Genomic DNA, 22,039 nt, shown 5'->3' with positions numbered 1-22,039 from the left:
CGGCGCCGCATACTGCGACCTCAACCATGGTCGAGGTCAAGCGACGCCTGCGGTATCGCGCCACAAAGGGGGAACTTCCAAGTGCAGCAGGCCACGCGGCAGTTCGGCATCGCTGCTGTCACAGCGGACGATGGCGCGGTTGTCGCGGCAACCATCCAGCAGCGAGACCACGCGACGGCCGACCAGCAGCGAGCTGGGCCACTCGATGCAGGCATTGGCCGCGTTGGCCGGGGTACAGACGGGGCTGCAGACTTCCAGCATCTGCGCGCGCACGCCCAGCGCCTGCGCTTCCTGGTGCACCACCTGCGCGTACATGCGCAGCGCGGCGGTGGTAATCGAGGTCTCGCCGTAGCCCGCCCACGGCTTGGCGTTGGCCGGGCTGCCGATCATCACGTAGCGTCGTGCGTGCACGTTGTCCTGCAGCAGCGGCAGCAGGTGACGCACCGCGTGCACGTGCGGCATCAGGTCGGCCTGCATCGCGCCCAGCAGTTCATCGCCGTTGCGGTCGGTCACCCGGCCGCGACGATAAGGACCACCCATTGCGGCGATCACGGCGGCCAGCGGACGCGGGCGATGCGCGATGCGTTCGGCCAGTGCGCGCGCCGAGCCGTCATCGCTGAGCGAACCCAGCAGCGTCTCCAGGCCCGGCTCGTCGGCGAACTGCTCATGCAGCGCCGCCAGTCGGCCCGGATCGCGACCGACCACCAGCACCGGGCTGCCGGCTTCCAGCAATGCGCCAACCACGCCCTGGCCGACGGCACCGGTGCCGCCGAGGACCAGGACTTCGGGCGTCAGCATCCCATTCACGGGACATTTCCTCCCAAATCCGGGATAGTCCCGATTCGACGCAGCCGGTCGCCCTTGTGCGGGACAAGGCGGATGGCACCGCCACGCTGCTGACGCATGGGCGCGGTAAACTCACGAAAGTCCTTGTGTACCAAGGAACTCGGGCGGACTTCAACGGTCATTGCCAGGTCCAGGCTGCTCTGGCCGGCGTTCCGGAGACAGGCAAGAATGTTGCGCAGGCTCATGGCGGACGGGCTCCAATTAACGAATGGCGCCACGATAGACCTCAAACCTTTACTTGATTAGTCCTGATTAAGGGGAATAATCATCCCGCTCCCGGTCCAATCGTTCTGTCACGATTGTCCCATCCCCGACGTCCAGGATCCCAGACCATGTCCCACGATCTCAACGAGACGCTGATCTTCGTCAAAGTGGTCGAGCAAGGCAGCTTCATTGCCGCTGCCAAATCGCTCGGCCTGCCCAAGACCACGGTCAGCCGCAAGGTGCAGGAACTGGAGACGCGCCTGGGTGCGCGCCTGCTGCACCGGACCACGCGCCGCCTCGGCCTGACCGAAGCCGGTTCGATCTATCACGAACATTGCCAACGCATCGCACGCGAGCTTGAAGAAGCCGAGAGCGCAGTGAGCCAGTTGCAGTCCGGGCCGCGTGGCTGGCTGCGCTTCACTGTGCCTTACTCGATCGGCATCACCTGGATTGCGCCGCTGCTGGGCCAGTTCCATGCCCAGTATCCAGAGATCCGCCTGGACATGCATATGGGCAACGAGAAGCTGGACCTGATTGCCGGCGAAGCCGATCTGGCGCTGCGCGTGGGTGCCCTGCCCGATTCCAATCTGGTCGCGCGCAAGCTCGGCAGCCTGCGCACGCAGGTGTTCGCCAGCCCAGCCTACATCGAACGTTATGGCGAGCCGCTGCATCCGGAAGAACTGCAGTTCCATCGCATCCTGGCGATGCGCAAGCCTTACCACACCGGCAACTCGCCGCGCTTCACCTGGCAGCTGGGCGAGAACGGCGGCGAGCTGCGCGACTTCCCTGTTACCCCGCTGATGACCGCAAACGACATGTCTGCGCTCAATGGTGCGCTGGTGTGCGGCGAAGGCCTGCTGCTGACCGGCGACGTGATGGCCAAGCCGTTCGTTGAATCGGGCATGGTGCGCCGCGTGCTGGCCGGCTGGACCGGCCCGGAAGTGGACTTCAACGCCGTGTTCGCCGGTGGCCGCCTGGTCTCGCCGAAGGTGCGTGCGTTCGTCGACTTCCTGGTCGAGAAGCTCAACTTCGACGCCAACTACATGCTGGCGCAATGCCCGGGCGCGAAGCTGGCACAGCAGCAGAAAGAAAAGGAAGACGCTGCGCTGGAAAGCAGCGGCAAGCGGATCCTGGAGAAGGTGGCCGCCTCGGCGGCATGACCGAGGGTATCCACGCATGGCGTGGATCTACCCGAGCGCGCGATGCCGCTTTCTGTAGCGTCGAAGGTAGCGGCAGGAGCCGCTACCAACGTCGCTTGCGACGGCCCGACGGGTGCCGGTCAGGACGACCGGCATAGCCATGCTCGACTGCCTTCCGAACGGCGCCGACCAAAGTTGGCATCTACCAGAAGAGGTAGCCGAGCGTGGCTCGGCTCTACAGGCGCTATCGGCGTGCCGAGCAATGCTCGGCACCCACAAAAATGCCGCCTGCAAGGGCGGCATTTTCGTTCCGGCCGATGGCCGGAACGGCTCAAGCAGTAACGCGTAGCGTTACTGCTTGAGCGGAATCACACGGATTTCGACACGGCGGTTCTTGGCGCGGCCGGCGTCGGTGCTGTTGTCGGCAATCGGGTACGACTTGCCGGCGCCCAGCGTTTCGATACGCACGCTCTGCACGCCCTGGCCGATCAGGTACTGCGCGACCGAGTCGGCACGTTCCTTCGACAGGCGGTTGTTGACCGCGTCGCTGCCGATGCTGTCGGTGTGGCCGACCACTTCGATCATGGTCTGGTTGTAGTCACGCAGAGTGCCTGCGACGCCGTTGAGCGAACCATAGAACTGCGGCTTCAGGGTCGACTTGCCGAAATCGAAGGTGATGCCGTCCGGCAGGTTCAGCATGATGTTGTCGCCCTGGCGCTGCACATCGATGCCGGTATTGGCGGTGCGCTCGCGCAGTGCGCGTTCCTGGCGATCCTGGTACTGGCCGACCGCGGCGCCGCTGAGCGCGCCGATACCAGCACCAATCAGGGCATGCTGGCGGCGCTCGGTGGCGCTGTCGCCGGTCAGCAGGCCGGCGGCCACGCCGATGGCGGTACCGATCAGGGCGTTGCGGCCGGTGCGGTTCTGCTGCTCGGTCGGGTTGCCGTACTGGTCACTCTGTACGTAGGAGCCGCCGGTGGCGCAGGCCGACAGGACGGCCGCACTCATCAGGGCCAATGCGACGTTGCGGGTGGTGTTGCGGATCATGAGGTTCTCCTTGGTTTCCGGTTGGCCGGCGGCCTGCGGGCGCAAAGAGAATAAACAGCCCGATGCGATGCCGGAATGATGATCGGGCACGCCGACAGGGCCGCGTTCAGCTAACTGACCGGATCACTCAACCCGCACTTTACCCCGCTCCTGACTGCCGGTAGGCAGCCAGCGCGGCATCGCGGCCAGCCGCCAGATCCACCAGCGGCGTACGCGGATAGCCCGGGGCATGCGCCGCCAGCAACTGTGGATGCTGCCACGGCGCGAAGCGCGCCTTCACCGGCAGCGCCGCCAGTTCGGGCACCCAGCGGCTGATGTAGCGGGCCTGCGGGTCGAACTTCTCGGCCTGGGTGACCGGGTTGAACACGCGGAAGTACGGTGCGGCATCGGCGCCGGTCCCGGCCACCCATTGCCAGCCCATCGTGTTGTTGGCCAGGTCGGCATCGACCAGGGTGTCCCAGAACCAGCGCGCGCCGTGAAGCCAGTGCGCACGCAGGTGCTTGCACAGGTAGCTGGCAACGATCATCCGCACCCGGTTGTGCATGTAGCCGGTGTGCCACAGCTCGCGCAGGCCGGCGTCGACGATCGGCACGCCGGTGTTGCCGCGCTGCCAGTCGTGCAGCTGCGCGTCACTGGGCGTTGCCCATGGGAAGCGATCGAAACGGGGGTTGAGATTGTCGGTGGGCGTCTTCGGGAAGTGATGCAGCAGGTGGTAGGCGAAGTCACGCCAGCCCAGCTGGCGCAGGTAGCCGTCGATGTCGGCGTCGGTGCCGGCACTACGCAGCCCTTCCAGCGCATGGGCAATCCGCCAGGGGGCGATTTCGCCGAAATGCAGGTGCGGTGACAGCCGCGAGGTACCGACACGGTCCGGCAGGTCCCGCTGCTCGCGATACCCGCGCAGGGCACCATCTTCAAAGACGGACAGTGCTTCCAGCGCACCGGCTTCACCCGGCTGCCAGTGTTCCCAGAAGCCGGTATCCCAGTCCAGCGTCGGTGCCAGCTGGAGATCATCCAGTGCGAGGCTGTCGACCGCGTGTGCCGCCAGTGCCTTCGCTGCGGCCTGCAGCGAAGGCAGGCGCCAATGACTGAGTACGTTGCGCCAGTACGGCGTAAATACCTTGTACGGCTGGCCCTGCTGGGTGGCGATGTCCCAAGGCTCGAACAACAGGCTGCCATTGCAGCTCTGCGTGTCGATGCCCTGCTCGCGCAGCATGCGCTTGATGGTGGCGTCGCGTGGCTGGGTGGCCGGTTCGTATTTGCGGTTCCAGTAGACCGCCCCGGCGCCGGTCTGCTCGATCAGCAACTGCAGGGCCGGCAGGCTGTCACCACTGCGCAGCACCAGCGAGGAACCCCGCGTGCGCAGGTCCGCATCCAGCGCGGCCAGTGAACGGTGGCGCCACGCATCGGAGGCGGCACCCGGCGCCCACCCGCCTTCTTCGTGCGGCGCATGGATGTAGACCGGCACCACGTCGTGACCGGCATCCAGCGCGGCCTGCAGGGCCGGATTGTCCTGCAGCCGCAGATCACGGCGGAACCATACCAACGCTACCGACACAGGCACTGCCTTTGTTGTGGAAGGCGCACATGATAGCCAGCGGTGGTGAAGGAGATGCGCGCGCCCGGCCATCCAGGCATGGCGTGGGTCTACTGCTTGAATCGCTCCATCGCTTCACTGATCAGCCCGCGCGCCTCGGCGGCGTTGCCCCAACCGTTGAGCCGCACCGGGTTGCGCCCGGCCGGCAGGTCCTTGTAGACCCGGAAGAAGGCCTCGATGCGCTGCCGTTCGATCTCCGGCAGATCGGCCAGATCGCGGATGTTGGCGTAGCTCGGATCAACCTTGTCGGTGGGCACCCCGATGATCTTCTCGTCGTGCTCGCCGCCGTCGATCATCTTCAGGTAGCCGATCGGCCGGAAGCGCACGATCACGCCCGGATGCAGCGGTTCGCGGGTCAGCACCAGTGCATCCAGCGGATCGTTGTCACCGGCCAGGGTGCGCGGCATCGAACCGTAGTTGGCCGGATAGGCGACCGGCATCGACTGGAAGCGGTCCACATGCACCAGGCCGTCTTCCTTGATCTCGTACTTGGTGAAGCTGCCGGCCGGAATCTCCACCGCCAGATTCACTTCCTGCGGGGCCTGCTCCGGCTGCGCCGCCAGGAACGGATGCAGCACGCTATCGGCGGCGGTCACCGCCGTCGCGAGCAGGAGCAGGGCCCCGCCGATGGCAGCCATGGGGACAAGACGGCGTACGGTTTTCATCTGGATTTCCTCATTCCCAGCAGCGATCAGCGCGGCCCTTGGCAGTCTGCGCGCGCGGGCAGTCACGCGGCGTGATGCGGCCTTCGGTCAGCTCCGTGCGCTGCTTGCCACCCTTGGCATCACGGCGCAGTTCGAAGGCATCGTAGAGACGGCCAGTCACGGTGCGTGCTTCATAGCGCAGGTGCTGCGGATCGATGTTCAACACCTGGAACAGCTGGGTGTCTTCGGCCACCGGGTCCATCGTCCTGCGCGCTTCGTCGGAAAGGCGATACTGCTTCGGCCCCGCCACGGTGACCACATACTGCGGCGTCGCGGCCTGCCCTTCACCACGGCGACCATAGGTGTGATCGTGGCCCTGCAGCACCAGGTCGACGTTATGGCGGCGTACCACCGGCAGCAGCACGTCACGCAACGCGGCGTTCTCGCGTCCTTCGCGCGGCGAGTAGAACGGCTGGTGCAGCAGCACGATGGTCCACGGCTGCGGATTTCCGCCCAGTACCTTGTCCAGCCACTGTGCCTGTGCCTTGGCGGTGCCCAGGTCGAGTGCCGAAGTGCCATCGACCACGGCCACGCGCACGCCCTGCGCATCGAACCAGTAGCTGGTCTGCTGCGCGGCGCTGGCGCCATTGCCCGGCAGCGCAAACGTCACCGGCCAATGCTTGCCCAGCACGCGGCGTTCCTGCGGGGTGTCCTCGAACTCCTCGAAATACTCGTGGTTGCCGATGGCCGGGGCCACCAGGGTTTCCTGCGCCAGCCAGCTGGTCGCAGCAAACCACTCGCCCCACTCACTGTCATCCATGTTGTCGCCGCCGCTGACCAGGTCGCCGGCAAACAGGCTCATGCGCGCCTGCGGTGCGGCCTTCTGCGCGGCGCGCACTACCCGGCTGACATGGCTGACGTTCTTGTTCTGGGTATCACCGAAGTACAGCAGGGTCAGCGGCTGGTCGGCCGCGGCCAGTGTGCGCAACTGGTTCCAGGCGCTCCAGCTGCCGTTGCCCTGCACGCGGTAGACGTACTGGGTATCCGGCTGCAGGCCGCTGATGTCGGCGCGATGATGATGCGACAGACCATTCTCGGTCTGTAGCGAACGGGTCGTTGCGCGCACCTGGCGGATGCCCTCGATGGCCGGCGAATCTCCGGCGAGGGCAATCTCCAGCAGCGGTGCCTGCACGCTGCCGTCGGTACGCCAGGCGACAGCGAATCCATGGCTGGGATCGACCGCCGGCGAGGCGACGATGCGGTCAGGTACCGTCGTTGCTGCGTAGTGGCGGCTGCCCGCCGGCACCTGGGTATTCGGTTCGGCCGCTGCGAACGACAATGACGGCAACGCCAGCAGCAAGCTCAGCGCCAGCGTACGCATCACGCAGTGCCCGCTCATGCGCCACACTCCAGCGGCAGCGCCAACTGCTTGGCGATGCTCTCCCAGTCGAACGCAACCACGCCCTGGTCGTCGTGCACGGCATACAGCGCACCGTGCGGGAAGCGCGCGCTGGGTTGCTGCATCATCCAGATACCATCGGTGTTGGCCACGGTATTGCCCTGGAACGCACCGACCGGCTTCAGCGTATGCCGGTCGAACAGGTGGAACACGCTGCGCTGCTTGCCCTGTTCGGTAGTGATCCACCAGCCGTCCTTGCCACAGGTGCGCAGGGTCACGCCTTCGGCCTGGGCCTTGAACACGTCGCGACCGAAGGTGGTACCGGTGAAGCGACCTGACAGGGTGTAGACCTTGAACTCGCTGGCGTAGCTCTCGTCCTCTTCGGCAATCAGCAGGCGGTCGTTATCCGGGTCGCCCCAGATCGATTCGACTACGCGTAGTGCACCGGCTTCGCTGGTGTCACCGATGCTGGCGACGAGCTTCGCCTCGACCTTCGCACCATCGCGGGTCACGTGATACTGGCGCACGCGCTTGTCCAGCTCGGCCAGCGGCGGCAGGATGTCACGGCCCTGCGCATCCTCGCCGTTGTCCCAGGAGTCGGTGACGTAGACGCTGTAGCCATCGGCGCGGCGGTCTACCCACAGCCCGTACGGCTTGCGCAGGTCCTCCGCAGCGAACGTCGCCAGCGGTGCGAAGTCCGGCAGGCTCAATACCTGCACGCGATGATTGTCGCGCTCCACGATCCACAGCAGATCGTCGATCACCGCGATGCCGTTTGGGCGGTCGAACTGCCCCGGTGCGGTGCCGCTGCTGCCCACGTCACGCAGGTGCTGGCCGGTGCTGCCGTCGTAGACCACCAGCTTGTCGGTGGCCTTTGCGGTGGCGATCAGCCACAGCCTGCCATCCGGAGCTCGCCAGGCCGCAGGCGAGTCGATGTTGTCAGCCGGGGTCATCGGCGAAAGGAAGGCCTCGGCGATGGTGGTCACCGCTCGCTCGCCGCTGGCCTTCGCTGACGTCGCGGCCATGGCGGGGTCATTGCCGGTGGCCGGCGTGCAGCCGGCAGCCAGCGCTATCGCCAGCGCGGTGGCCAAGGCAGTGATGCGACGCCCCATCACAGTGCCACCTTCAGGCCCAGAGCGTAGGTGCGGCCATACTCTTCCATCTGCAGGGTGCGCGAGCGCGTGCCCTGGTACAGCTCAAGCGGCTTGTCCAGCAGGTTCTGCGCTTCGAGGTACATGCTCACGCGCGGGGTGAACTTGTAGTCCAGCGAGAAGTCGAGCTGGGTGTTCGGCGCGACGTAGATGTCGAAGGCGCGGCCCTTGCCGATGCTGTCCAGGTACTCGCTGCGGTACACCGCCGCCAGCCGCGTACTCAGACCGTACTTCTCATAGCCGATGTGGGCACTGTAGACGTGCTTGGAGGCGCGCGGCAGGGTGAAGTCCTCGCCTGGGCGATCCTTGATGCCGGCATCGAACTCGGTATCCAGCCACGTGCCACTGGCGCCGACCAGCAGGCCATCCAGGCCCTCCGGCAGGAAGGCCAGCTGCTGCTGCCAGTTGAACTCGGCACCGCGCACGGTGGCCTTGCGGCCGTTGATCGGCTGGGTCACGTCCAGGCCGCCGTAGGCCGGATCATTGGTGCGCACGGTCTCCACGATGTAGCCATCGATCGACTTGTGGAACAGGCCCAGCGAGACGATGCCGCTGCTGCCGATGTACTTCTCCACCGACAGGTCGATGTTCTTCGACTCGTACGGGTCCAGTTCCGGATTGCCCAGGCGCACTTCCTCGTCACCGCGGCTGTAGCCCACGCGCGGTGAAATGTCACCGAACGAGGGGCGCGACACGGTCTTGTTGGCCGAGGCGCGCAGCACCCAGTCGTCGGCCGCGTCATAGCGCAGGTGCAGGCCCGGCAGCACGTTGGTGTAGCTGCTGTTGGCCACGCGCGGGGTGACGGTGAAGCTGCGGCCGTTGGCGGCCACGTCCACCTGGTTGCCGACTGCCTTGAACTGGGTGTTTTCCACGCGAACACCGCCGATGATGCGCAGCGCGCCCACATCCCAGGTGCCCATCGCATAGCTGGCGAAGATGTCTTCGCTGGCCACGTAGTCCTCTTCCAGCGAGGTCATCGCGTTGCCACCGACGTCCTGCGGACGGGCACTGTACTGGCCGCCATTGGCCGCCCAGAAGGCACGCATCGCGGCCGAATCCATGCCATCACCCAGGTTGCCGTGGCGGTGTTCGGGCGAGGAGGTGCTCCAGCTCGACAGCGCCACCTTCGGGCCGACACGCAGTTCGCGCTCATCCACATTGACGTCGCGGTCACGCCAGCGGCCCAGCAGGCCGAATTTGATGCTGCTGCTGTCGCCGTCGAAGCGCACGTTGACCTGCGCGCTGTGCTCCTTGTCGTTCACCTGCTTGGGCGAAAGCACGAAGCGGTCGAACGCGTAGTTGCTGTTGTCCAGCCACTGCGGATTGTCGAAGCTGTAGCTGGGCAAGCGGCTGCTCTGGTCCAGGGTGCCGTTGAAGGCCTTGCCGTTGAGCTTGAAGCGCGCCTCCATCTCGTCATTCACGCGCTCTTCGGTACGGGTGTAGCCAACCCTGTAGTCGACCACGGCGTTGGTCAGCTTGTTCTCGCCCCCCAGGCTGGCCGCGAAGGTGTTTTCCTTCTTGGTTCGGTAGCGCATGCGCTTGTCGATGGAATCCTTCGGCATGCCATCCAGGCGGTACTGGTCGGTGCCGGTCTTGACCATCTTGGCGTCGTCGAAGTTGAAGATCACACGCTGGCGGGTTTCGGCATCGTCGAACTGGCTGTACAGCGTGCGCAGGTAGTACTTGCTGTCTTCGTTCGGGCGCCAGTCGAGGTTGAGGTTGGCGCCGATGCGCTTGCGCTCGATCTCGTACTTGCGGTGCTGCAGGTTGATCGCGGTGACGTCGCCAGGTGCGGCGTCATCCTCGCCGTCATACTCCACTTCGGTGTTGTCCGACTCGAACTTCCGCTTCTGGTAGTTCACGCCCAGGGCCACGCCGAAGGTGTCGTTGAACACTTCGCTGTAGTTGAAGGCGGCCTTGGGGCTGGTCTCGCCGGACAACTGCTGGTGGCTGCCTTCGATCTTGCCACGCAGGCTGCGACCGTCGCGGTCGAAGGCCGAGGCCGATTCCACCAGCACGGCGCCGCCGATGGCATCACCGGGCATGTCCGGGGTCGGCGACTTGACCACGCGCAGGCGTTCGGTGGAGTCGGACGGGATCACATCCAGCGGGGCAGCGCGACTGGAATCCTCCGGCGTGCCGATGGCGATGCCATCCACGCTCACACTGTTGAGATTGGCATCCAGGCCACGAATGACCACGAAGCGGCCCTCGCCCTGGTCGCGGGTGACGCTGATGCCCGGCAGGCGCTGCAGCGATTCGGCCACGTTCTTGTCCGGGTACTGGCCCAGGGCATCGGAGGACACCGCGTCCTCGATCGCGTCGCTGCTGCGCTTGAGGTCCACCGCACGGATCTGCGATTCGAGCTGGGCGCGCACTTCGATGCGGTCCAGGTCGACCGCATCGGTGGCCACCGCGCCGGTGGCGGCGACCGCCTGCTGCCCGGCGGCCTGCAGCGGTGCTGCGGCCCCCATCGCCAGGGTCAGGGTGATGGCAACGGCCAACGGAGTCTTGATATGCACTGGGAATCCCCATTCCTGTTAAGAATGGGTCTGCACGGTATGTCCGCAAGATTGCATGGCCGTGACATGCGCCTGCGCATTTCATGCTGGCCGTCTCCGGCCCCGGTTTGGGGTTGGCCGCCCAATCCGGCAAAATGGCGCCCTCTCTCCTTTTCCCCTTCCCGACCATGAAGATCGTCGAAGTGCGCCACCCGCTGGTGCAGCACAAGATCGGCCTGATGCGCAACGCTGCGCTCAGCACCAAGGATTTCCGCGAACTGGCCAACGAGCTGGGTACGCTGCTGGCCTATGAGGCCACCGCCGACCTGGAAACCGAGCCGCACACCCTGCCCGGCTGGGCCGGCCCGGTCACCGTGCAGCGCATTGCGGGCGCCAAGATCACCGTGGTGCCGATCCTGCGCGCCGGCCTGGGCATGCTCAGCGGCGTGCTGTCGCTGATCCCGGCCGCCCGCGTCAGCGTGGTGGGCCTGCAGCGCGATGAGGAAACCCTGCAGCCGGTGCCCTACTTCGAGCGCCTGACCGGCCGCCTGGAAGAGCGCGACGCGTTGATCCTGGACCCGATGCTGGCCACCGGCGGCACGCTGATCGCCACCATCGACATGCTCAAGCGTGCCGGCGCCCGCCGCATCAAGGGCATTTTCCTGGTGGCCGCGCCGGAAGGCATCGAGGCGGTCAAGGCCGTGCACCCGGACGTGGAGATCTACACCGCGGCCATCGACGCCCAGCTCAACGACAAGGGCTACATCCTGCCAGGCCTGGGCGATGCCGGTGACCGTATCTTCGGGACCCGCGTCGGCTGATCCGGCGAACCGGGGTCAGCGCCCTTTCACAGCGGAAGGGATCTGACCCCAAGCGCGGCCTACAGGCCGGCCGCGAAGGCTTCCAGCTGGCCGATGACCGTGTTCCAGCCGTCGAAGAAGCCCAGCTGCTCATGCTGGTCACGCAGGGCCTTGTCCGGGTGCATCACCCGCGCGGTATAGCGGCAGCCCTGCCCGTCATCCTCCATCATGATGACGGCGGTGAAGCCCAGCCAGGGTGACTGCGGTCGCCAGCCTGCGCCCAGCATCGAGGTGAACACCAGGCGCTGCTGCGGCACGATCTCCAGGAAACTGCCCGGATTGTCGCTGCTGCCACCATCGGGGCCCTGCATGAAGGTGTGGAAGGCCCCGCCGGGGCGCAGGTCGAATGCGCGTACCTCGGTGGTCCACGGCTTCGGGCACCACCACTGGCGCAGCAGTTCCGGATCGGTCCAGGCCCGCCACAGGGCGGCACGCGGTGCATTCAACACACGGCTGATGACCAGGTCGGTGTCAGGGTTGTTGCCTGCGTCTACGGCCATGGGCCTGCTCCTGTCGGTGAAGGGTTTCAACGAAATCGACCATGCGGTCGGCGCGCGCTTCCCATACGGCACGTTGTTCGGCAAGCCACTGCTCGGCCTCGCCCAACCGCGCCGGCACCAGTTCGCAGGTGCGTACGCGCCCCCGCTTGTGGCTGCGCACCACGCCGCTGCGCTCCAGCACGGCCAGATGTTTCATCAGAGAAGGCAAAGCCATCTCGAAGGGCCCGGCCAGCATCGACACCGTGCGCGGCCCCTGCCCCAGCACAGCCACGATCGCGCACCGGGTCGGGTCGGCCAATGCCTGGAAGACGTCTTGAATGGCGGGATCATACTTACCCATATGGCTAAGTAATACGCCGATCTGAACGTTGCCGCAAGCAGGCGCGGCAATGGCGTGGTTCTTCACGTGGCCTTGCAGTCTGGAAGCGAATGCTCCGCGCACCCGCCCCCCTTGGAGCTCCCGATGAAAGCCTCTTTCCTGCTGGCCGCCGTCCTGCTGGTCGGCCTGCCCCTGGCTGCCAATGCCACCACGCCGCAGCAGCAGCGCATGGCCGAATGCTCAGCCAAGAACAAGGGCTTGAAGGGGGATGCCTACAAGACTGCACAGAGCTCCTGCCTCAGCGGCCATGCCGCCGAGACCAAGGCCGCGACAACGCCGCAGGAACGCATGCGCAAATGCAACGCCGATGCCGGCACGAAAAAATTGACCGGTGATGCGCGCAAGACCTTCATGAGCAGTTGCCTGAAGGCATCGTAACGGTCGCATCCGGATGAAACGCCATCCACGCATGGCGTGGACCTGCCGCCATCAGTGAAGGCCGGGCGTTGCCCGGCCTTTCCATTACCCCAGGGCGCGTGCCTTCAGCTCGCCCTGTTCGTGCAGGGTCACGAAACGCCCCTTGTCATCCCTGCCCAGCTGCGCCAACGCCACCTGCGGGTCGTGGGTGAAGAACAGCCGCACGTTGCGCGCCAGCTTGTCTTCAAGGAACTGCCGCTTTTCGTCGATCAGCAGCTCGGCATTGCGGTCGTAGCCCATGGTGATCGGCACGTGTACCCATGAGCGCCCCGGGATCAGGTCGGCACAGAACACCACGCCACCGTGCGCACTTTCGCCGGCATGCGCGTGACCGACGATCTCGGCCAGCATCAGCCCCGGCGTGTGCCCGTCGCTGTAGCTGAAGCGTACGCTGCGACCGAGCGCCTTCGAGTACTCCCCGTCCACCACTTCCAGCCGGCCACTGGCCTGCAGCAGGCCCGGCAGTTCCGGAATGAAGCTGGCGCGGTCGCGTGGGTGTGGCTGCACGGCGCGCTGCCAATGCTGCGCGCCGACCACATAGGTTGCGTTGGGGAACAGCAGCTCGGGCTCACGCCCTTCGCTCCACGCCGCCAGCAGGCCGCCGGCATGATCGAAGTGCAGGTGGCTGAGCACCACCACGTCGATATCCTCGTGCTCGAAGCCGGCTTCGCGGAGCGAATCGATCAGCACATGCTGGCTTTCCTGCACGCCGTAGCGCTCGCGCATGCGCGGGTCGAAGAACGCGCCGATACCGGTTTCAAACAGCACGGTTTTGCCTTCCAGCGGGCTGGCAAGCAGCGCACGGCAGGCCAGCTCGATGCGATTGAGCTCGTCCGGTGCCGCCCATTTTTCCCACAACGCGCGCGGCGCGTTGCCGAACATCGCGCCGCCATCGAGGCGCTGCGAGTTTCCACGAATTGACCAGAGTTTCATGTGTCGATTATCGGCGCCGGCTCGTTAAATAATCGCTAGAAGGGAAACAGAAAACCCCGCCGGCAAAGGCGGGGTTTCGATAATCAGCCGGATTGCCGGCCAGCAGCCGGCACGACCGGATCAGCGCGCCGGGACGACCTGGGCACTGCCCACCGGATTGCGCGGGTCGCTGCCGCCGAACAGCTTGTTCGCCTTGCGGTCCCATTCCACGGTCTGCAGGTTGCCCCACACATGGCTGGACCCGCGGCCGCCTGCGGCCACATTGCCCGGCAGGTCGATCTTGTGACCCATCGCCTGCAGCTGCTTCACCGTCGCCGCGTCGAACGCATCGTCCTCGGCTTCGATCAGGTCCGGCAGCCACTGGTGGTGGTAGCGCGGCAGCGCGGCAACCTGCTGCGCATCCAGGCCGTCGTCGTAGCCGAGGATGCCCAGCAGCACCATGGTGATGATGCGGCTGCCACCCGGGGTGCCCAGCACCACCACCTTGTCGGCGTTCTCCATGAAGGTCGGGGTCATCGAGCTGAGCATGCGCTTGCCCGGCTTCGGCGCATTGGCCTCGTAGCCCATCACGCCGAACGCATTGGGCGTGCCCGGCTTCAGCGCGAAGTCGTCCATCTCGTTGTTCAGCAGCACGCCGGTGCCCTTGGGAATCAACCCCGAGCCGTACAGCAGGTTGACGGTCTGGGTGGCGCCGACGCGGTTGCCGTCGCGGTCGATGATCGAGAAATGCGTGGTCTCGTCGTCTTCCAGCGGGGTCGGATTGCCCGACAGCAGGTCGCTGGGCGTGGCCTTCTCCGGATGGATGGTAGCGCGCAGGCCCTGTGCGTAGTCCTTGCTGGTCAGCACCTTCTGCGGGATCTGCACGAAGTCCGGATCGCCGAGGAAGAAGGTGCGGTCGCGGTACGCGCGGCGCATCGACTCCACCACCAGGTGGGTACGGTGCGCCGGGTCCATCTTCCTGATGTCCCAGCCTTCCAGGATCTGCAGCATGCTGGCCAGTGCGATGCCACCGGACGACGGCGGCGGCGCGGTGGTGATCTTCCAGCCGTTGTAGTTGAACACGATCGGCTCGCGCTGCTTCACGCGGTAGCCGGCCAGCTCTTCGGCGCTCCACTTGCCGCCAGCCTGCTTCACGCCGGCCAGCAACAGCTTTCCGGTCTGGCCCTTGTAGAACCCATCGAAGCCACCCGCGGCCAGGCGCTCCAGCGTCTGTGCCAGCTCCGGCTGCTTGAACAGGTCACCGGTGGCGATCGGCTTGCCGTTGCGCAGGTAGACCTCACGGGTGCCGGGATAACGTTCCATCACTTCTCGGCGCGACGCATAGCCCTTGGCCATGCGGTCGTACACCGGGAAGCCTTCACGCGCGACGCGGATCGCCGGCTGCAGCGAAGCCGACAACGGCAGCTTGCCGTGCTTGGCCGACAGCTCGACCAACGCTGCAGGCAGGCCGGGAATACCGGCCGACCAGGCACCGTTGACCGAGCGGTCGCGGTCCAGGTTGCCCTGCTTGTCGAGGAAGGCCTGCGGGGTCGCCGCTGCCGGCGCGGTCTCGCGCGCATCCAGCATCACGTCCTTGCCGGTGGCCGCGTCATGCAGCAGGAAGAAGCCGCCGCCGCCCAGCCCGGAACTGATCGGCTCGACCACCGCCAACGTGGACGATACCGCCACCGCGGCGTCGAAGGCGTTGCCGCCCTGCGCCAGGATGTCGATGCCGGCCTGGGTGGCCAGCGCGTGGCCGCTGGCAATGGCTGCGCCGTCGGGGCGCTCGGCACGGGCCGGGCTGTCGGCCCAGGCCATCGGGCTCAGCAGCAGGCCGAGCAGCAACAGGGGGCGGACGATCAGCGTCTTCATTCGGATGGGGGCTCCGCGTAGAGTTCGGGGTGATCGTGCTGCAGCTGGCGCAGCTTGGCCAGCAGCTGGTCTTCCGTTTCCACGATCTCCGGGTCCGGGTCGATGCACTCGACCGGGCAGACGACCACACACTGTGGCTCGTCGAAATGACCCACGCATTCGGTGCAGCGCGCAGGGTCGATCACGTAGATGGTTTCACCCATCGCAATGGCCTGGTTCGGGCAGGCCGGCTCGCATACGTCGCAGTTGACGCAGAGCTCGTTGATTTTCAGCGACACGGCGATACTCCTCGCCCGCGCCCTGGGACAAAGGACCGGCCAGCGCGGGCGCGCGGGCCGGTCAGGTCATCAGCGGCACCCTTGCAGGACGCCGCCCGGGCCATGCCGGAGCATGGCCGCCATGGCTCGGTATTACTTGGCTTCGACGAAAATGTACTCGGCACCGGTCGGCTGGATGGCAGCCTGCACGCGGGCGTTGTCGGCCGACTGGCCGATGAAGACGACGCGCACGCCCTTCATCGAATCCGGCGACACGTCCTTGAAGACGGCCTGGATCATGTCAGCCATCTTGCCCGAGGCCGAGGAACCGAAGGCCAGCATGTTGCCCGGCTGCACGCCACGGGCCACGGCCTGGGTCGCGCTCTCGGTCTGGCGCTCGTACTTGGCCTGGAAGTCCGGGTCCGATTCCGGCGAGAGGTAGTACAGGAACGGGCTGTTGGTGATGTTGCCCATGTTCTGGATCGCCACTTCCTGCAGGTACTTCTTCCAGCCTGCATCGTCGTCCTTGGACGGAGCGACCAGGGCCTGCTTGGCCTCGTCGACCGGAGCGGCCTCTTCCTTCTTGCAGGCGGTGAAGGCCAGGGCCAACGAAGCGATCAGCATCGCGCGCATGGTGGTGTTCATGGGTTTCCTCCCGGAATGGTGCGTGGTGTTGTACGTAATGGGGTGCGGGTACAGCAGGGCTTACGACTGTGCCGCCTTCGCTTCGCGGACCTTGCGCAGGGCTTCGAGCACCGCGGCCGGCACGAAGCCGGACACGTCGCCGCCCAGGCGCGCGATCTCGCGGACCAGCGAGGACGAAATGAAGCTGTGCTGCTCGGCCGGGGTCAGGAACAGGGTCTCGACCTCGGGGATCAGGTGACGGTTCATGCTGGCCATCTGGAACTCGTACTCGAAGTCGGACACCGCGCGCAGGCCGCGCAGCAGTACCCCACCCTGGACCGAACGTACGAAATGGGCCAGCAGGGTATCGAAACCGATCACCTCGACGTTGCTGTGGTGGCCGAGTGCGCCACGCGCCAGCTGCACGCGCTGCTCCAGCGGCAGCGCCGGGCCCTTGGACGGGCTCTGCGCCACGCCGACCACGACCTTTTCGAACAGCGGCGCGGCCCGGCTCACCAGGTCGATATGACCGTTGGTGATGGGGTCGAACGTGCCGGGATAAACGGCAATGCGGCGGTTGGCCACGGTCATGGGCGGTTGCAGATGTTCAGATGAGGTCAAAGTGTAGCAGTGGCGCGGCGGTACAGGGCAAAGCGCACCTCGCGGGTGCCGCCCTCGCGGTGCAGCAGCCAGTCCGACGGCAGCACCGGCACGTGGCCGGCCGGCGATTCCAGGTACAGCCAGGCATCGGCAGCCAGATGCCGCGGCAGCTGGGCCAGCACGTCCTGCCACAGGCCATCGGCGAACGGTGGGTCGATGAACACCAGATCGGCCTGCTGTGCCGGTGCGCCCTGCAGCCAGCGCAGGGCATCGGCCTGCACGACGGTGACCTGGCCGGAGGCCTGCAGCTTGGCCACGGCCGCGGTCAGATTGCGTCCCAGCTGCGCGTCGCGCTCGACCAGAGTGGCGTGGGCGGCGCCGCGCGAGACCGCCTCCAGGCCCAACGCGCCACTGCCGGCGAACAGGTCCAGCACCCGCGCGCCGCCCAGTCTGGGCATCAACCAGTTGAAAAGGGTCTCGCGCACGCGGTCGCTGCTGGGCCGAAGCCCTGGCAGGGTCGGCACCGGCAGGCGGGTATTGCGCCAGCGCCCGCCGATGATGCGGACCTGACCGTCATTGCCCCCACGGCCGCTCACCGGCGCCCCCGGCGGGAGGTATTCGAGAATTTCAGCATGAGCGGGATTGTAGTTCGGCCGGGCTTTGCCCGGCACCCGTCGAAGCCACGGCAACGGCCGAAGCAACGGCAAAAGCCGGCTATCCGTGGGTTGGCGGGGTGGGTCCGGTCGAGGGGGACGCTGCAAGTACGTCCATGTAAGCTCGGTCGCCGCATCCATGCGGCTCACGCCCCCTCAACCGGACCCACCCCGCCTTCGACAGTTTCCTGCGATCTGTCGGAACGGCTCTTGGGGTCAGATCCGTTTTCCTGCGGAAAACGGATCTGACCCCAGTTTTATTTCGATATCTGACAGAGGTGTCGACCAAGGTCGACACCTACCAACAGCCGCGTGAACCTGTCAGAGGTGGGGCGGTGTGGGTTGGCAGGACCGTTGGCGCCATGGATGGCGCCATCGAGCCCCCAGGGACGGGTTCACGGCGTGTCCTGCCAACCCACACCACCCCGCCATCCCACGGATAGCCCGCTGTTGCTGTTGCTGTTGCTTCGGCCTCTGCAGGTGCAGGGCTGCAAGCCCTGCCGAACAACCCCTTGATTTCGGGACAATCAGCCATACCCCTTGGCGAGGCCGCACGCGCTGGCGCGGCATTGCACATGGAGCCTTAATCGATGACCGAGACCACCCAGACCGAAACCCTTGGCTTCCAGACCGAAGTCAAGCAGCTGCTGCAGCTGATGATCCACTCGCTGTACTCCAACAAGGAGATCTTCCTGCGCGAGCTGGTCTCCAACGCCGCCGACGCCGCCGACAAGCTGCGCTTCGAGGCCCTGACCCAGCCGGCCCTGCTGGAAGGCGACAGCGAACTGCGCGTGCGCGTCAGCTTCGACCCCGCCGCGCACACCATCACCATCGAAGACAACGGCATCGGCATGAGCCGCGCCGAAGCCATCGCCCACCTGGGCACCATTGCCAAGTCGGGCACCGGCGACTTCCTGCGCCAGCTGTCCGGCGACCAGAAGAAGGATTCGCAGCTGATCGGCCAGTTCGGCGTCGGCTTCTACAGCGCCTTCATCGTTGCCGACGAAGTCGAAGTGACCTCGCGCCGCGCCGGCCTGGCTGCAGGCGAAGGCGTGCGCTGGACCTCGCGTGGCGAAGGCGATTTCGAAGTGGCCACCGTCGACAAGGCCGAGCGCGGCACCCGCATCGTGCTGCACCTGAAGGAAGGCGAGCATGACTTCGCCGATGGCTGGCGCCTGCGCAGCATCCTCAAGAAGTACTCGGACCATATCGGCCTGCCGATCCAGATGCCAAAGGAAGGCGAAGAAGGCGCCGCGCTGGAATGGGAAACCGTCAACCGTGCCAGCGCGCTGTGGACCCGCCCGCGCACCGAGATCAGCGACGCCGAGTACACCGAGTTCTACAAGCACGTGGCACATGACCACAGCGACCCGCTGGCGTGGAGCCACAACAAGGTTGAAGGCAAGCTGGAGTACACCTCGCTGCTGTACGTGCCCGGCCGCGCGCCGTTCGACCTGTACCACCGTGACGCGCCCAAGGGCCTGAAGCTGTACGTGCAGCGCGTGTTCGTGATGGACCAGGCCGAGCAGTTCCTGCCGCTGTACCTGCGCTTCATCAAGGGCGTGGTCGATTCCAACGACCTGTCGCTGAACGTCTCGCGCGAGATCCTGCAGTCCGGCCCGGTCATCGATTCGATGAAGGCGGCGCTGACCAAGCGCTCGCTGGACATGCTGGAGAAGCTGGCCAACGACAAGCCGGAGCAGTACGCCACGTTCTGGAAGGAATTCGGCCAGGTGCTGAAGGAAGGCCCGGCCGAGGACTACAACAACCGCGAGAAGGTGGCCGGCCTGCTGCGCTTCGCCTCCACCCGTGGCGAGGCCGATGCGCAGACCGTGTCGCTGGCCGACTACATCGGCCGCATGACCGAAGGCCAGGACAAGATCTATTACCTGACCGGCGAGAGCTACAGCCAGGTGCGCAACAGCCCGCACCTGGAAGTGTTCCGCAAGAAGGGCGTGGAAGTGCTGCTGCTGACCGACCGCATCGACGAGTGGCTGATGGGCTACCTGACCGATTTCGACGGCAAGGGCTTCGTTGACATCGCCCGTGGCGACCTCGACCTGGGCGCGCTGGAAAGCGAGGCCGACAAGCAGGAACAGGAAGCGGCCGCGAAGGACAAGCAGGGCCTGGTGGAGCGCCTGAAGACGGTGCTGGGCGATGACGTGGCCGAGGTGCGCGTGTCGCACCGCCTGACCGATTCGCCGGCGGTCCTGGCCATCGGCGAACAGGACCTGGGCCTGCAGATGCGGCAGATCCTGGAGGCCAGCGGGCAGAAGGTGCCCGACAGCAAGCCGGTGCTGGAGATCAACCCGGGCCACCCGCTGATCGCCAAGCTGGATGCCGAAGGCGATGGCGCACGTTTCGACGACTTGGGCCGGGTGCTGTTCGACCAGGCCGCGCTGGCCGCCGGTGACAGCCTGAAGGACCCGGGCGCCTACGTGGCGCGCCTGAACAAACTGCTGCTGGAGCTGTCGGCCTGATCGAGGCGGTGGTCGCCGGGCATGGCCCGGCGGTGCCTTGGTAGAGGCCCACCTTGGTTGGCGCCCCAATAGCGTGCCAACCAAGGTTGGCACCTACCAGGGCGGGTCAAGCATGCCAACCAGGGGTGGCAGCCACCAGGGGTGGCGGTTCGCGCCTGCCGAGGGGGTTCAGGCTTCGCGATCCAGCAGCGAGCCCAGCATCTGGTCCTGGCGGCGGATCACCGTGGCATTGGCGGCGAAGGCCACCACCTCGGCTTTCGCTGCCAGAAGATCACCCAGCGGCGCGGCGGCATCGGTGCCGGTGGGAATCACCGAGGCCTGCACCCCACCCTGCTCGGCGGCACTGCGCTGCAACTGGAGACGCCGGGCATCGGGGGTCGCCAGGTTGGCCACGTTGTGCGCGGCCACCTGCACGCCCTGCTGGGCCGCACGCATCCCGCCGAGGGCGATTCCCATCACGTTGTTCATGGCGGTCTCCGGGCCGCACTGCGCAGCCCTCCGGACCGGTTAACGGCCGGCAGGCCGCAACCTTGAGCCTACATCGGCCCGACAGGCCCGAGTGGTAGCATATCCCTCTGATTTCAGCGCCTTTTGCCAATGCTCAGTTTTTTCCGCCGCAAGAAGCCCCAGGATGCCCCCGCAGCGGAGGCACCCAAGACCCAGCACTACTCGGCTGAAGAGCTGGCGGCGGCGTTTCCGTCGGCCGCGCCGGTCGAGGACAAAGAGCCGGCACCGGCAGCCGTAGCGGCCGAGCCTGCACCGGTCGAGTCGCCCCCCGCAGCCGTCGTTCCAGTCGCTGTCGAACCCACCCTGGTGATTCCGGCTCCAGCCGCACCGGTTCCGGCAGCTCCAGCGCCGACGGCGCAGATCGACGTCGCCCCCATCGCGCCCCCGGCCATCGAACCGGCACCCGCGCCGCTGCCTGGGCCCACCCCGGCACCGGCACCGGTCACCGACGATCTGCCTGCCGCCGCGTCGGTCGACGCCGTTCCGGCCCCGGCCGGCAAACCCGGCTGGCGCGAGCGCCTGCGCAACAGCGTCATCGCGCGCAGCTTCGGTGGCCTGTTCTCGCGCAATCCCAAGCTCGACGACGACCTGCTCGACGAGCTGGAAACTGCATTGATCACCGCCGATGTCGGCGTAGGTGCCACCACCGATCTGGTCGAGGGCCTGCGCAAGCGCATGAAGTCGCGCGAGTTCGCCGACGCCAATGCACTGCTGGCCGCGCTGCGCGCCGAGCTGATCGCAATCCTGCAGCCGGTGGCCAAGCCGCTGGTGATCGACCGCACTGCCAAGCCCTTCGTGGTGCTGACCGTCGGCGTCAACGGCGTCGGCAAGACCACCACCATCGGCAAGCTGGCCAAGCGCTTCAAGGACGAAGGCCACAGCCTGATGCTGGCCGCCGGTGACACCTTCCGCGCCGCCGCCGTGGCCCAGTTGCAGGCCTGGGGCGAGCGCAATGGCGTGGCCGTGGTCGCCCAGGGGCAGAACGCCGATGCCGCTTCGGTGGCGTTCGACGCACTGCAGGCCGGCAAGGCCCGCGGCACCTCGGTGCTGATCGCTGATACCGCCGGCCGCCTGCATACCCAGTCCGGCCTGATGAACGAGCTGGGCAAGATCCGCCGCGTGCTCGGCAAGATCGACCCCACCGCACCGCACGAAGTGCTGATGGTGATCGACGGCACCACCGGCCAGAACGCGCTGTCGCAGCTGCGCCAGTTCAATGCCGCAGTGAACGTGACCGGCCTGGTGGTGACCAAGCTGGACGGCACCGCCAAGGGCGGCGTGGTGTTCGCGCTGGCCCGCGAGTTCGGCATTCCGATCCGCTTTGCCGGCATCGGCGAGCGCCCGGAAGACCTGCGCGTGTTCGATCCGGAAGCCTTCGTCGACGCCCTGCTGCCTGAAGCGCTGGGTGCCTGATATACCGTGCAGCCACCGCACTCTGGTGCAGCCACCCATG

Annotated in this window: 22 protein-coding genes; 5 read left to right on the top strand and 17 right to left on the bottom strand. The window is 66.4% G+C overall.

The features are described from left to right. Positions 1-36: 36 nt before the first annotated feature. Positions 37-807 (bottom strand): SDR family NAD(P)-dependent oxidoreductase, encoded by a 771-nt coding sequence (locus M1L61_RS08610; RefSeq protein ID WP_019338346.1) that lies wholly within the window; start codon positions 805-807, stop codon positions 37-39. Further along, complete coding sequence (locus M1L61_RS08605) at positions 804-1,031, bottom strand: hypothetical protein (protein WP_248854575.1); 228 nt, start codon at positions 1,029-1,031, stop codon at positions 804-806. Before M1L61_RS08605 ends, M1L61_RS08610 begins: the two co-directional genes overlap by 4 nt. Before the next feature lie 147 nt (positions 1,032-1,178). On the opposite strand from M1L61_RS08605, the gene M1L61_RS08600 reads away from it, so the two are divergent. Next, positions 1,179-2,210 carry a LysR family transcriptional regulator gene (locus tag M1L61_RS08600; protein ID WP_005409107.1) on the top strand — a complete coding sequence of 344 codons (1,032 nt, stop codon included), beginning with the start codon at positions 1,179-1,181 and terminating at the stop codon, positions 2,208-2,210. Between the two features lie 330 nt (positions 2,211-2,540). On the opposite strand, the gene M1L61_RS08595 is transcribed toward M1L61_RS08600, so the two are convergent. The 6 genes from M1L61_RS08595 to M1L61_RS08570 all read right to left on the bottom strand — a co-directional run bounded on the left by M1L61_RS08595 (position 2,541) and on the right by M1L61_RS08570 (position 10,546). Continuing rightward, positions 2,541-3,236 carry an OmpA family lipoprotein gene (locus M1L61_RS08595; RefSeq protein ID WP_010484399.1) on the bottom strand — a complete coding sequence of 232 codons (696 nt, stop codon included), beginning with the start codon at positions 3,234-3,236 and terminating at the stop codon, positions 2,541-2,543. 139 nt (positions 3,237-3,375) lie between these two features. Beyond that, positions 3,376-4,791 carry a deoxyribodipyrimidine photo-lyase gene (locus M1L61_RS08590; protein WP_043399254.1) on the bottom strand — a complete coding sequence of 472 codons (1,416 nt, stop codon included), beginning with the start codon at positions 4,789-4,791 and terminating at the stop codon, positions 3,376-3,378. A gap of 89 nt (positions 4,792-4,880) precedes the next feature. Next, entirely contained in the window at positions 4,881-5,495 is a 615-nt protein-coding gene (locus M1L61_RS08585; RefSeq protein WP_109813845.1) for an inorganic diphosphatase, read from the bottom strand. A 10-nt stretch (positions 5,496-5,505) separates the two neighbouring features. Further along, complete coding sequence (locus tag M1L61_RS08580; protein ID WP_224329389.1) at positions 5,506-6,855, bottom strand: metallophosphoesterase family protein; 1,350 nt, start codon at positions 6,853-6,855, stop codon at positions 5,506-5,508. 14 nt (positions 6,856-6,869) lie between these two features. Then, positions 6,870-7,985, bottom strand: coding sequence for a phytase (locus tag M1L61_RS08575; RefSeq protein WP_043399245.1), 1,116 nt, complete (start codon positions 7,983-7,985; stop codon positions 6,870-6,872). Then, complete coding sequence (locus M1L61_RS08570) at positions 7,985-10,546, bottom strand: TonB-dependent receptor (protein ID WP_248854573.1); 2,562 nt, start codon at positions 10,544-10,546, stop codon at positions 7,985-7,987. The genes M1L61_RS08575 and M1L61_RS08570 overlap by 1 nt, the downstream gene beginning before the upstream one ends. Before the next feature lie 167 nt (positions 10,547-10,713). On the opposite strand from M1L61_RS08570, the gene upp reads away from it, so the two are divergent. After that, positions 10,714-11,346 (top strand): uracil phosphoribosyltransferase, encoded by a 633-nt coding sequence (gene upp / locus M1L61_RS08565; protein ID WP_004153184.1) that lies wholly within the window; start codon positions 10,714-10,716, stop codon positions 11,344-11,346. 59 nt (positions 11,347-11,405) lie between these two features. Here the strand turns inward: upp and M1L61_RS08560 are convergent, their stop codons facing one another. Then, entirely contained in the window at positions 11,406-11,885 is a 480-nt protein-coding gene (locus tag M1L61_RS08560) for an SRPBCC family protein (RefSeq protein ID WP_248854572.1), read from the bottom strand. Continuing rightward, positions 11,857-12,291, bottom strand: coding sequence for a metalloregulator ArsR/SmtB family transcription factor (locus M1L61_RS08555; RefSeq protein ID WP_224329208.1), 435 nt, complete (start codon positions 12,289-12,291; stop codon positions 11,857-11,859). The genes M1L61_RS08560 and M1L61_RS08555 overlap by 29 nt, the downstream gene beginning before the upstream one ends. A gap of 57 nt (positions 12,292-12,348) precedes the next feature. Here M1L61_RS08555 and M1L61_RS08550 point away from each other — a divergent pair, with 57 nt between their 5' ends. Continuing rightward, a complete protein-coding gene (locus M1L61_RS08550; protein WP_019338338.1) occupies positions 12,349-12,642 on the top strand; it encodes a PsiF family protein in 294 nt (97 codons plus the stop codon). 84 nt (positions 12,643-12,726) lie between these two features. Here M1L61_RS08550 and M1L61_RS08545 read toward each other — a convergent pair whose 3' ends face one another. The 6 genes from M1L61_RS08545 to rsmD form a co-directional block, all read right to left on the bottom strand. Continuing rightward, positions 12,727-13,614: an MBL fold metallo-hydrolase gene (locus M1L61_RS08545; protein WP_019338337.1), complete on the bottom strand. Its 888-nt coding sequence runs from the start codon at positions 13,612-13,614 to the stop codon at positions 12,727-12,729. 120 nt (positions 13,615-13,734) lie between these two features. Further along, on the bottom strand, positions 13,735-15,465 hold the full coding sequence (ggt, locus tag M1L61_RS08540) for a gamma-glutamyltransferase (RefSeq protein ID WP_248854571.1): 1,731 nt from the start codon (positions 15,463-15,465) through the stop codon (positions 13,735-13,737). After that, positions 15,462-15,743: a YfhL family 4Fe-4S dicluster ferredoxin gene (locus M1L61_RS08535; RefSeq protein ID WP_004153175.1), complete on the bottom strand. Its 282-nt coding sequence runs from the start codon at positions 15,741-15,743 to the stop codon at positions 15,462-15,464. The genes ggt and M1L61_RS08535 overlap by 4 nt, the downstream gene beginning before the upstream one ends. A 132-nt stretch (positions 15,744-15,875) precedes the next feature. Beyond that, a complete protein-coding gene (locus M1L61_RS08530; RefSeq protein ID WP_004153167.1) occupies positions 15,876-16,367 on the bottom strand; it encodes a hypothetical protein in 492 nt (163 codons plus the stop codon). A 60-nt stretch (positions 16,368-16,427) separates the two neighbouring features. After that, positions 16,428-16,937 carry a pantetheine-phosphate adenylyltransferase gene (gene coaD / locus M1L61_RS08525; protein ID WP_010484372.1) on the bottom strand — a complete coding sequence of 170 codons (510 nt, stop codon included), beginning with the start codon at positions 16,935-16,937 and terminating at the stop codon, positions 16,428-16,430. Positions 16,938-16,963: 26 nt separating this feature from the next. Continuing rightward, positions 16,964-17,542 carry a 16S rRNA (guanine(966)-N(2))-methyltransferase RsmD gene (gene rsmD, locus M1L61_RS08520; protein WP_019338335.1) on the bottom strand — a complete coding sequence of 193 codons (579 nt, stop codon included), beginning with the start codon at positions 17,540-17,542 and terminating at the stop codon, positions 16,964-16,966. A gap of 647 nt (positions 17,543-18,189) precedes the next feature. On the opposite strand from rsmD, the gene htpG reads away from it, so the two are divergent. After that, the gene (gene htpG / locus M1L61_RS08515; RefSeq protein ID WP_248854570.1) at positions 18,190-20,079 is read left to right on the top strand and encodes a molecular chaperone HtpG; all 1,890 of its coding nucleotides are present in this window, start codon (positions 18,190-18,192) and stop codon (positions 20,077-20,079) included. A 168-nt stretch (positions 20,080-20,247) separates the two neighbouring features. Here the strand turns inward: htpG and M1L61_RS08510 are convergent, their stop codons facing one another. Beyond that, positions 20,248-20,547: a hypothetical protein gene (locus tag M1L61_RS08510; protein ID WP_043402581.1), complete on the bottom strand. Its 300-nt coding sequence runs from the start codon at positions 20,545-20,547 to the stop codon at positions 20,248-20,250. A gap of 129 nt (positions 20,548-20,676) precedes the next feature. On the opposite strand from M1L61_RS08510, the gene ftsY reads away from it, so the two are divergent. Then, complete coding sequence (gene ftsY / locus M1L61_RS08505) at positions 20,677-21,999, top strand: signal recognition particle-docking protein FtsY (RefSeq protein WP_248854569.1); 1,323 nt, start codon at positions 20,677-20,679, stop codon at positions 21,997-21,999. Positions 22,000-22,039 lie beyond the last annotated feature (40 nt).

The sequence above is a fragment of the Stenotrophomonas sp. NY11291 genome, from assembly GCF_023277365.1.
GTDB classification, from domain to species: Bacteria; Pseudomonadota; Gammaproteobacteria; order Xanthomonadales; family Xanthomonadaceae; genus Stenotrophomonas; species Stenotrophomonas geniculata.
The sequence above is the reverse complement of the archived record's forward strand: the minus strand, read 5'-3'. Positions and strand labels throughout refer to the sequence as shown.

What these genes read in the sequence shown, in the direction of transcription:
- M1L61_RS08605 (WP_248854575.1), bottom strand. Translation starts at nt 1,031, where the DNA reads ATGAGCCTGCGCAACATTCTTGCCTGTCTCCGGAACGCCGGCCAGAGC.
- M1L61_RS08600 (WP_005409107.1), top strand. Translation starts at nt 1,179, where the DNA reads ATGTCCCACGATCTCAACGAGACGCTGATCTTCGTCAAAGTGGTCGAG.
- M1L61_RS08595 (WP_010484399.1), bottom strand. Translation starts at nt 3,236, where the DNA reads ATGATCCGCAACACCACCCGCAACGTCGCATTGGCCCTGATGAGTGCG.
- M1L61_RS08585 (WP_109813845.1), bottom strand. Translation starts at nt 5,495, where the DNA reads ATGAAAACCGTACGCCGTCTTGTCCCCATGGCTGCCATCGGCGGGGCC.
- M1L61_RS08580 (WP_224329389.1), bottom strand. Translation starts at nt 6,855, where the DNA reads ATGCGTACGCTGGCGCTGAGCTTGCTGCTGGCGTTGCCGTCATTGTCG.
- M1L61_RS08575 (WP_043399245.1), bottom strand. Translation starts at nt 7,985, where the DNA reads ATGGGGCGTCGCATCACTGCCTTGGCCACCGCGCTGGCGATAGCGCTG.
- upp (WP_004153184.1), top strand. Translation starts at nt 10,714, where the DNA reads ATGAAGATCGTCGAAGTGCGCCACCCGCTGGTGCAGCACAAGATCGGC.
- M1L61_RS08560 (WP_248854572.1), bottom strand. Translation starts at nt 11,885, where the DNA reads ATGGCCGTAGACGCAGGCAACAACCCTGACACCGACCTGGTCATCAGC.
- M1L61_RS08550 (WP_019338338.1), top strand. Translation starts at nt 12,349, where the DNA reads ATGAAAGCCTCTTTCCTGCTGGCCGCCGTCCTGCTGGTCGGCCTGCCC.
- M1L61_RS08545 (WP_019338337.1), bottom strand. Translation starts at nt 13,614, where the DNA reads ATGAAACTCTGGTCAATTCGTGGAAACTCGCAGCGCCTCGATGGCGGC.
- ggt (WP_248854571.1), bottom strand. Translation starts at nt 15,465, where the DNA reads ATGAAGACGCTGATCGTCCGCCCCCTGTTGCTGCTCGGCCTGCTGCTG.
- M1L61_RS08530 (WP_004153167.1), bottom strand. Translation starts at nt 16,367, where the DNA reads ATGAACACCACCATGCGCGCGATGCTGATCGCTTCGTTGGCCCTGGCC.
- coaD (WP_010484372.1), bottom strand. Translation starts at nt 16,937, where the DNA reads ATGACCGTGGCCAACCGCCGCATTGCCGTTTATCCCGGCACGTTCGAC.
- htpG (WP_248854570.1), top strand. Translation starts at nt 18,190, where the DNA reads ATGACCGAGACCACCCAGACCGAAACCCTTGGCTTCCAGACCGAAGTC.
- M1L61_RS08510 (WP_043402581.1), bottom strand. Translation starts at nt 20,547, where the DNA reads ATGAACAACGTGATGGGAATCGCCCTCGGCGGGATGCGTGCGGCCCAG.
- ftsY (WP_248854569.1), top strand. Translation starts at nt 20,677, where the DNA reads ATGCTCAGTTTTTTCCGCCGCAAGAAGCCCCAGGATGCCCCCGCAGCG.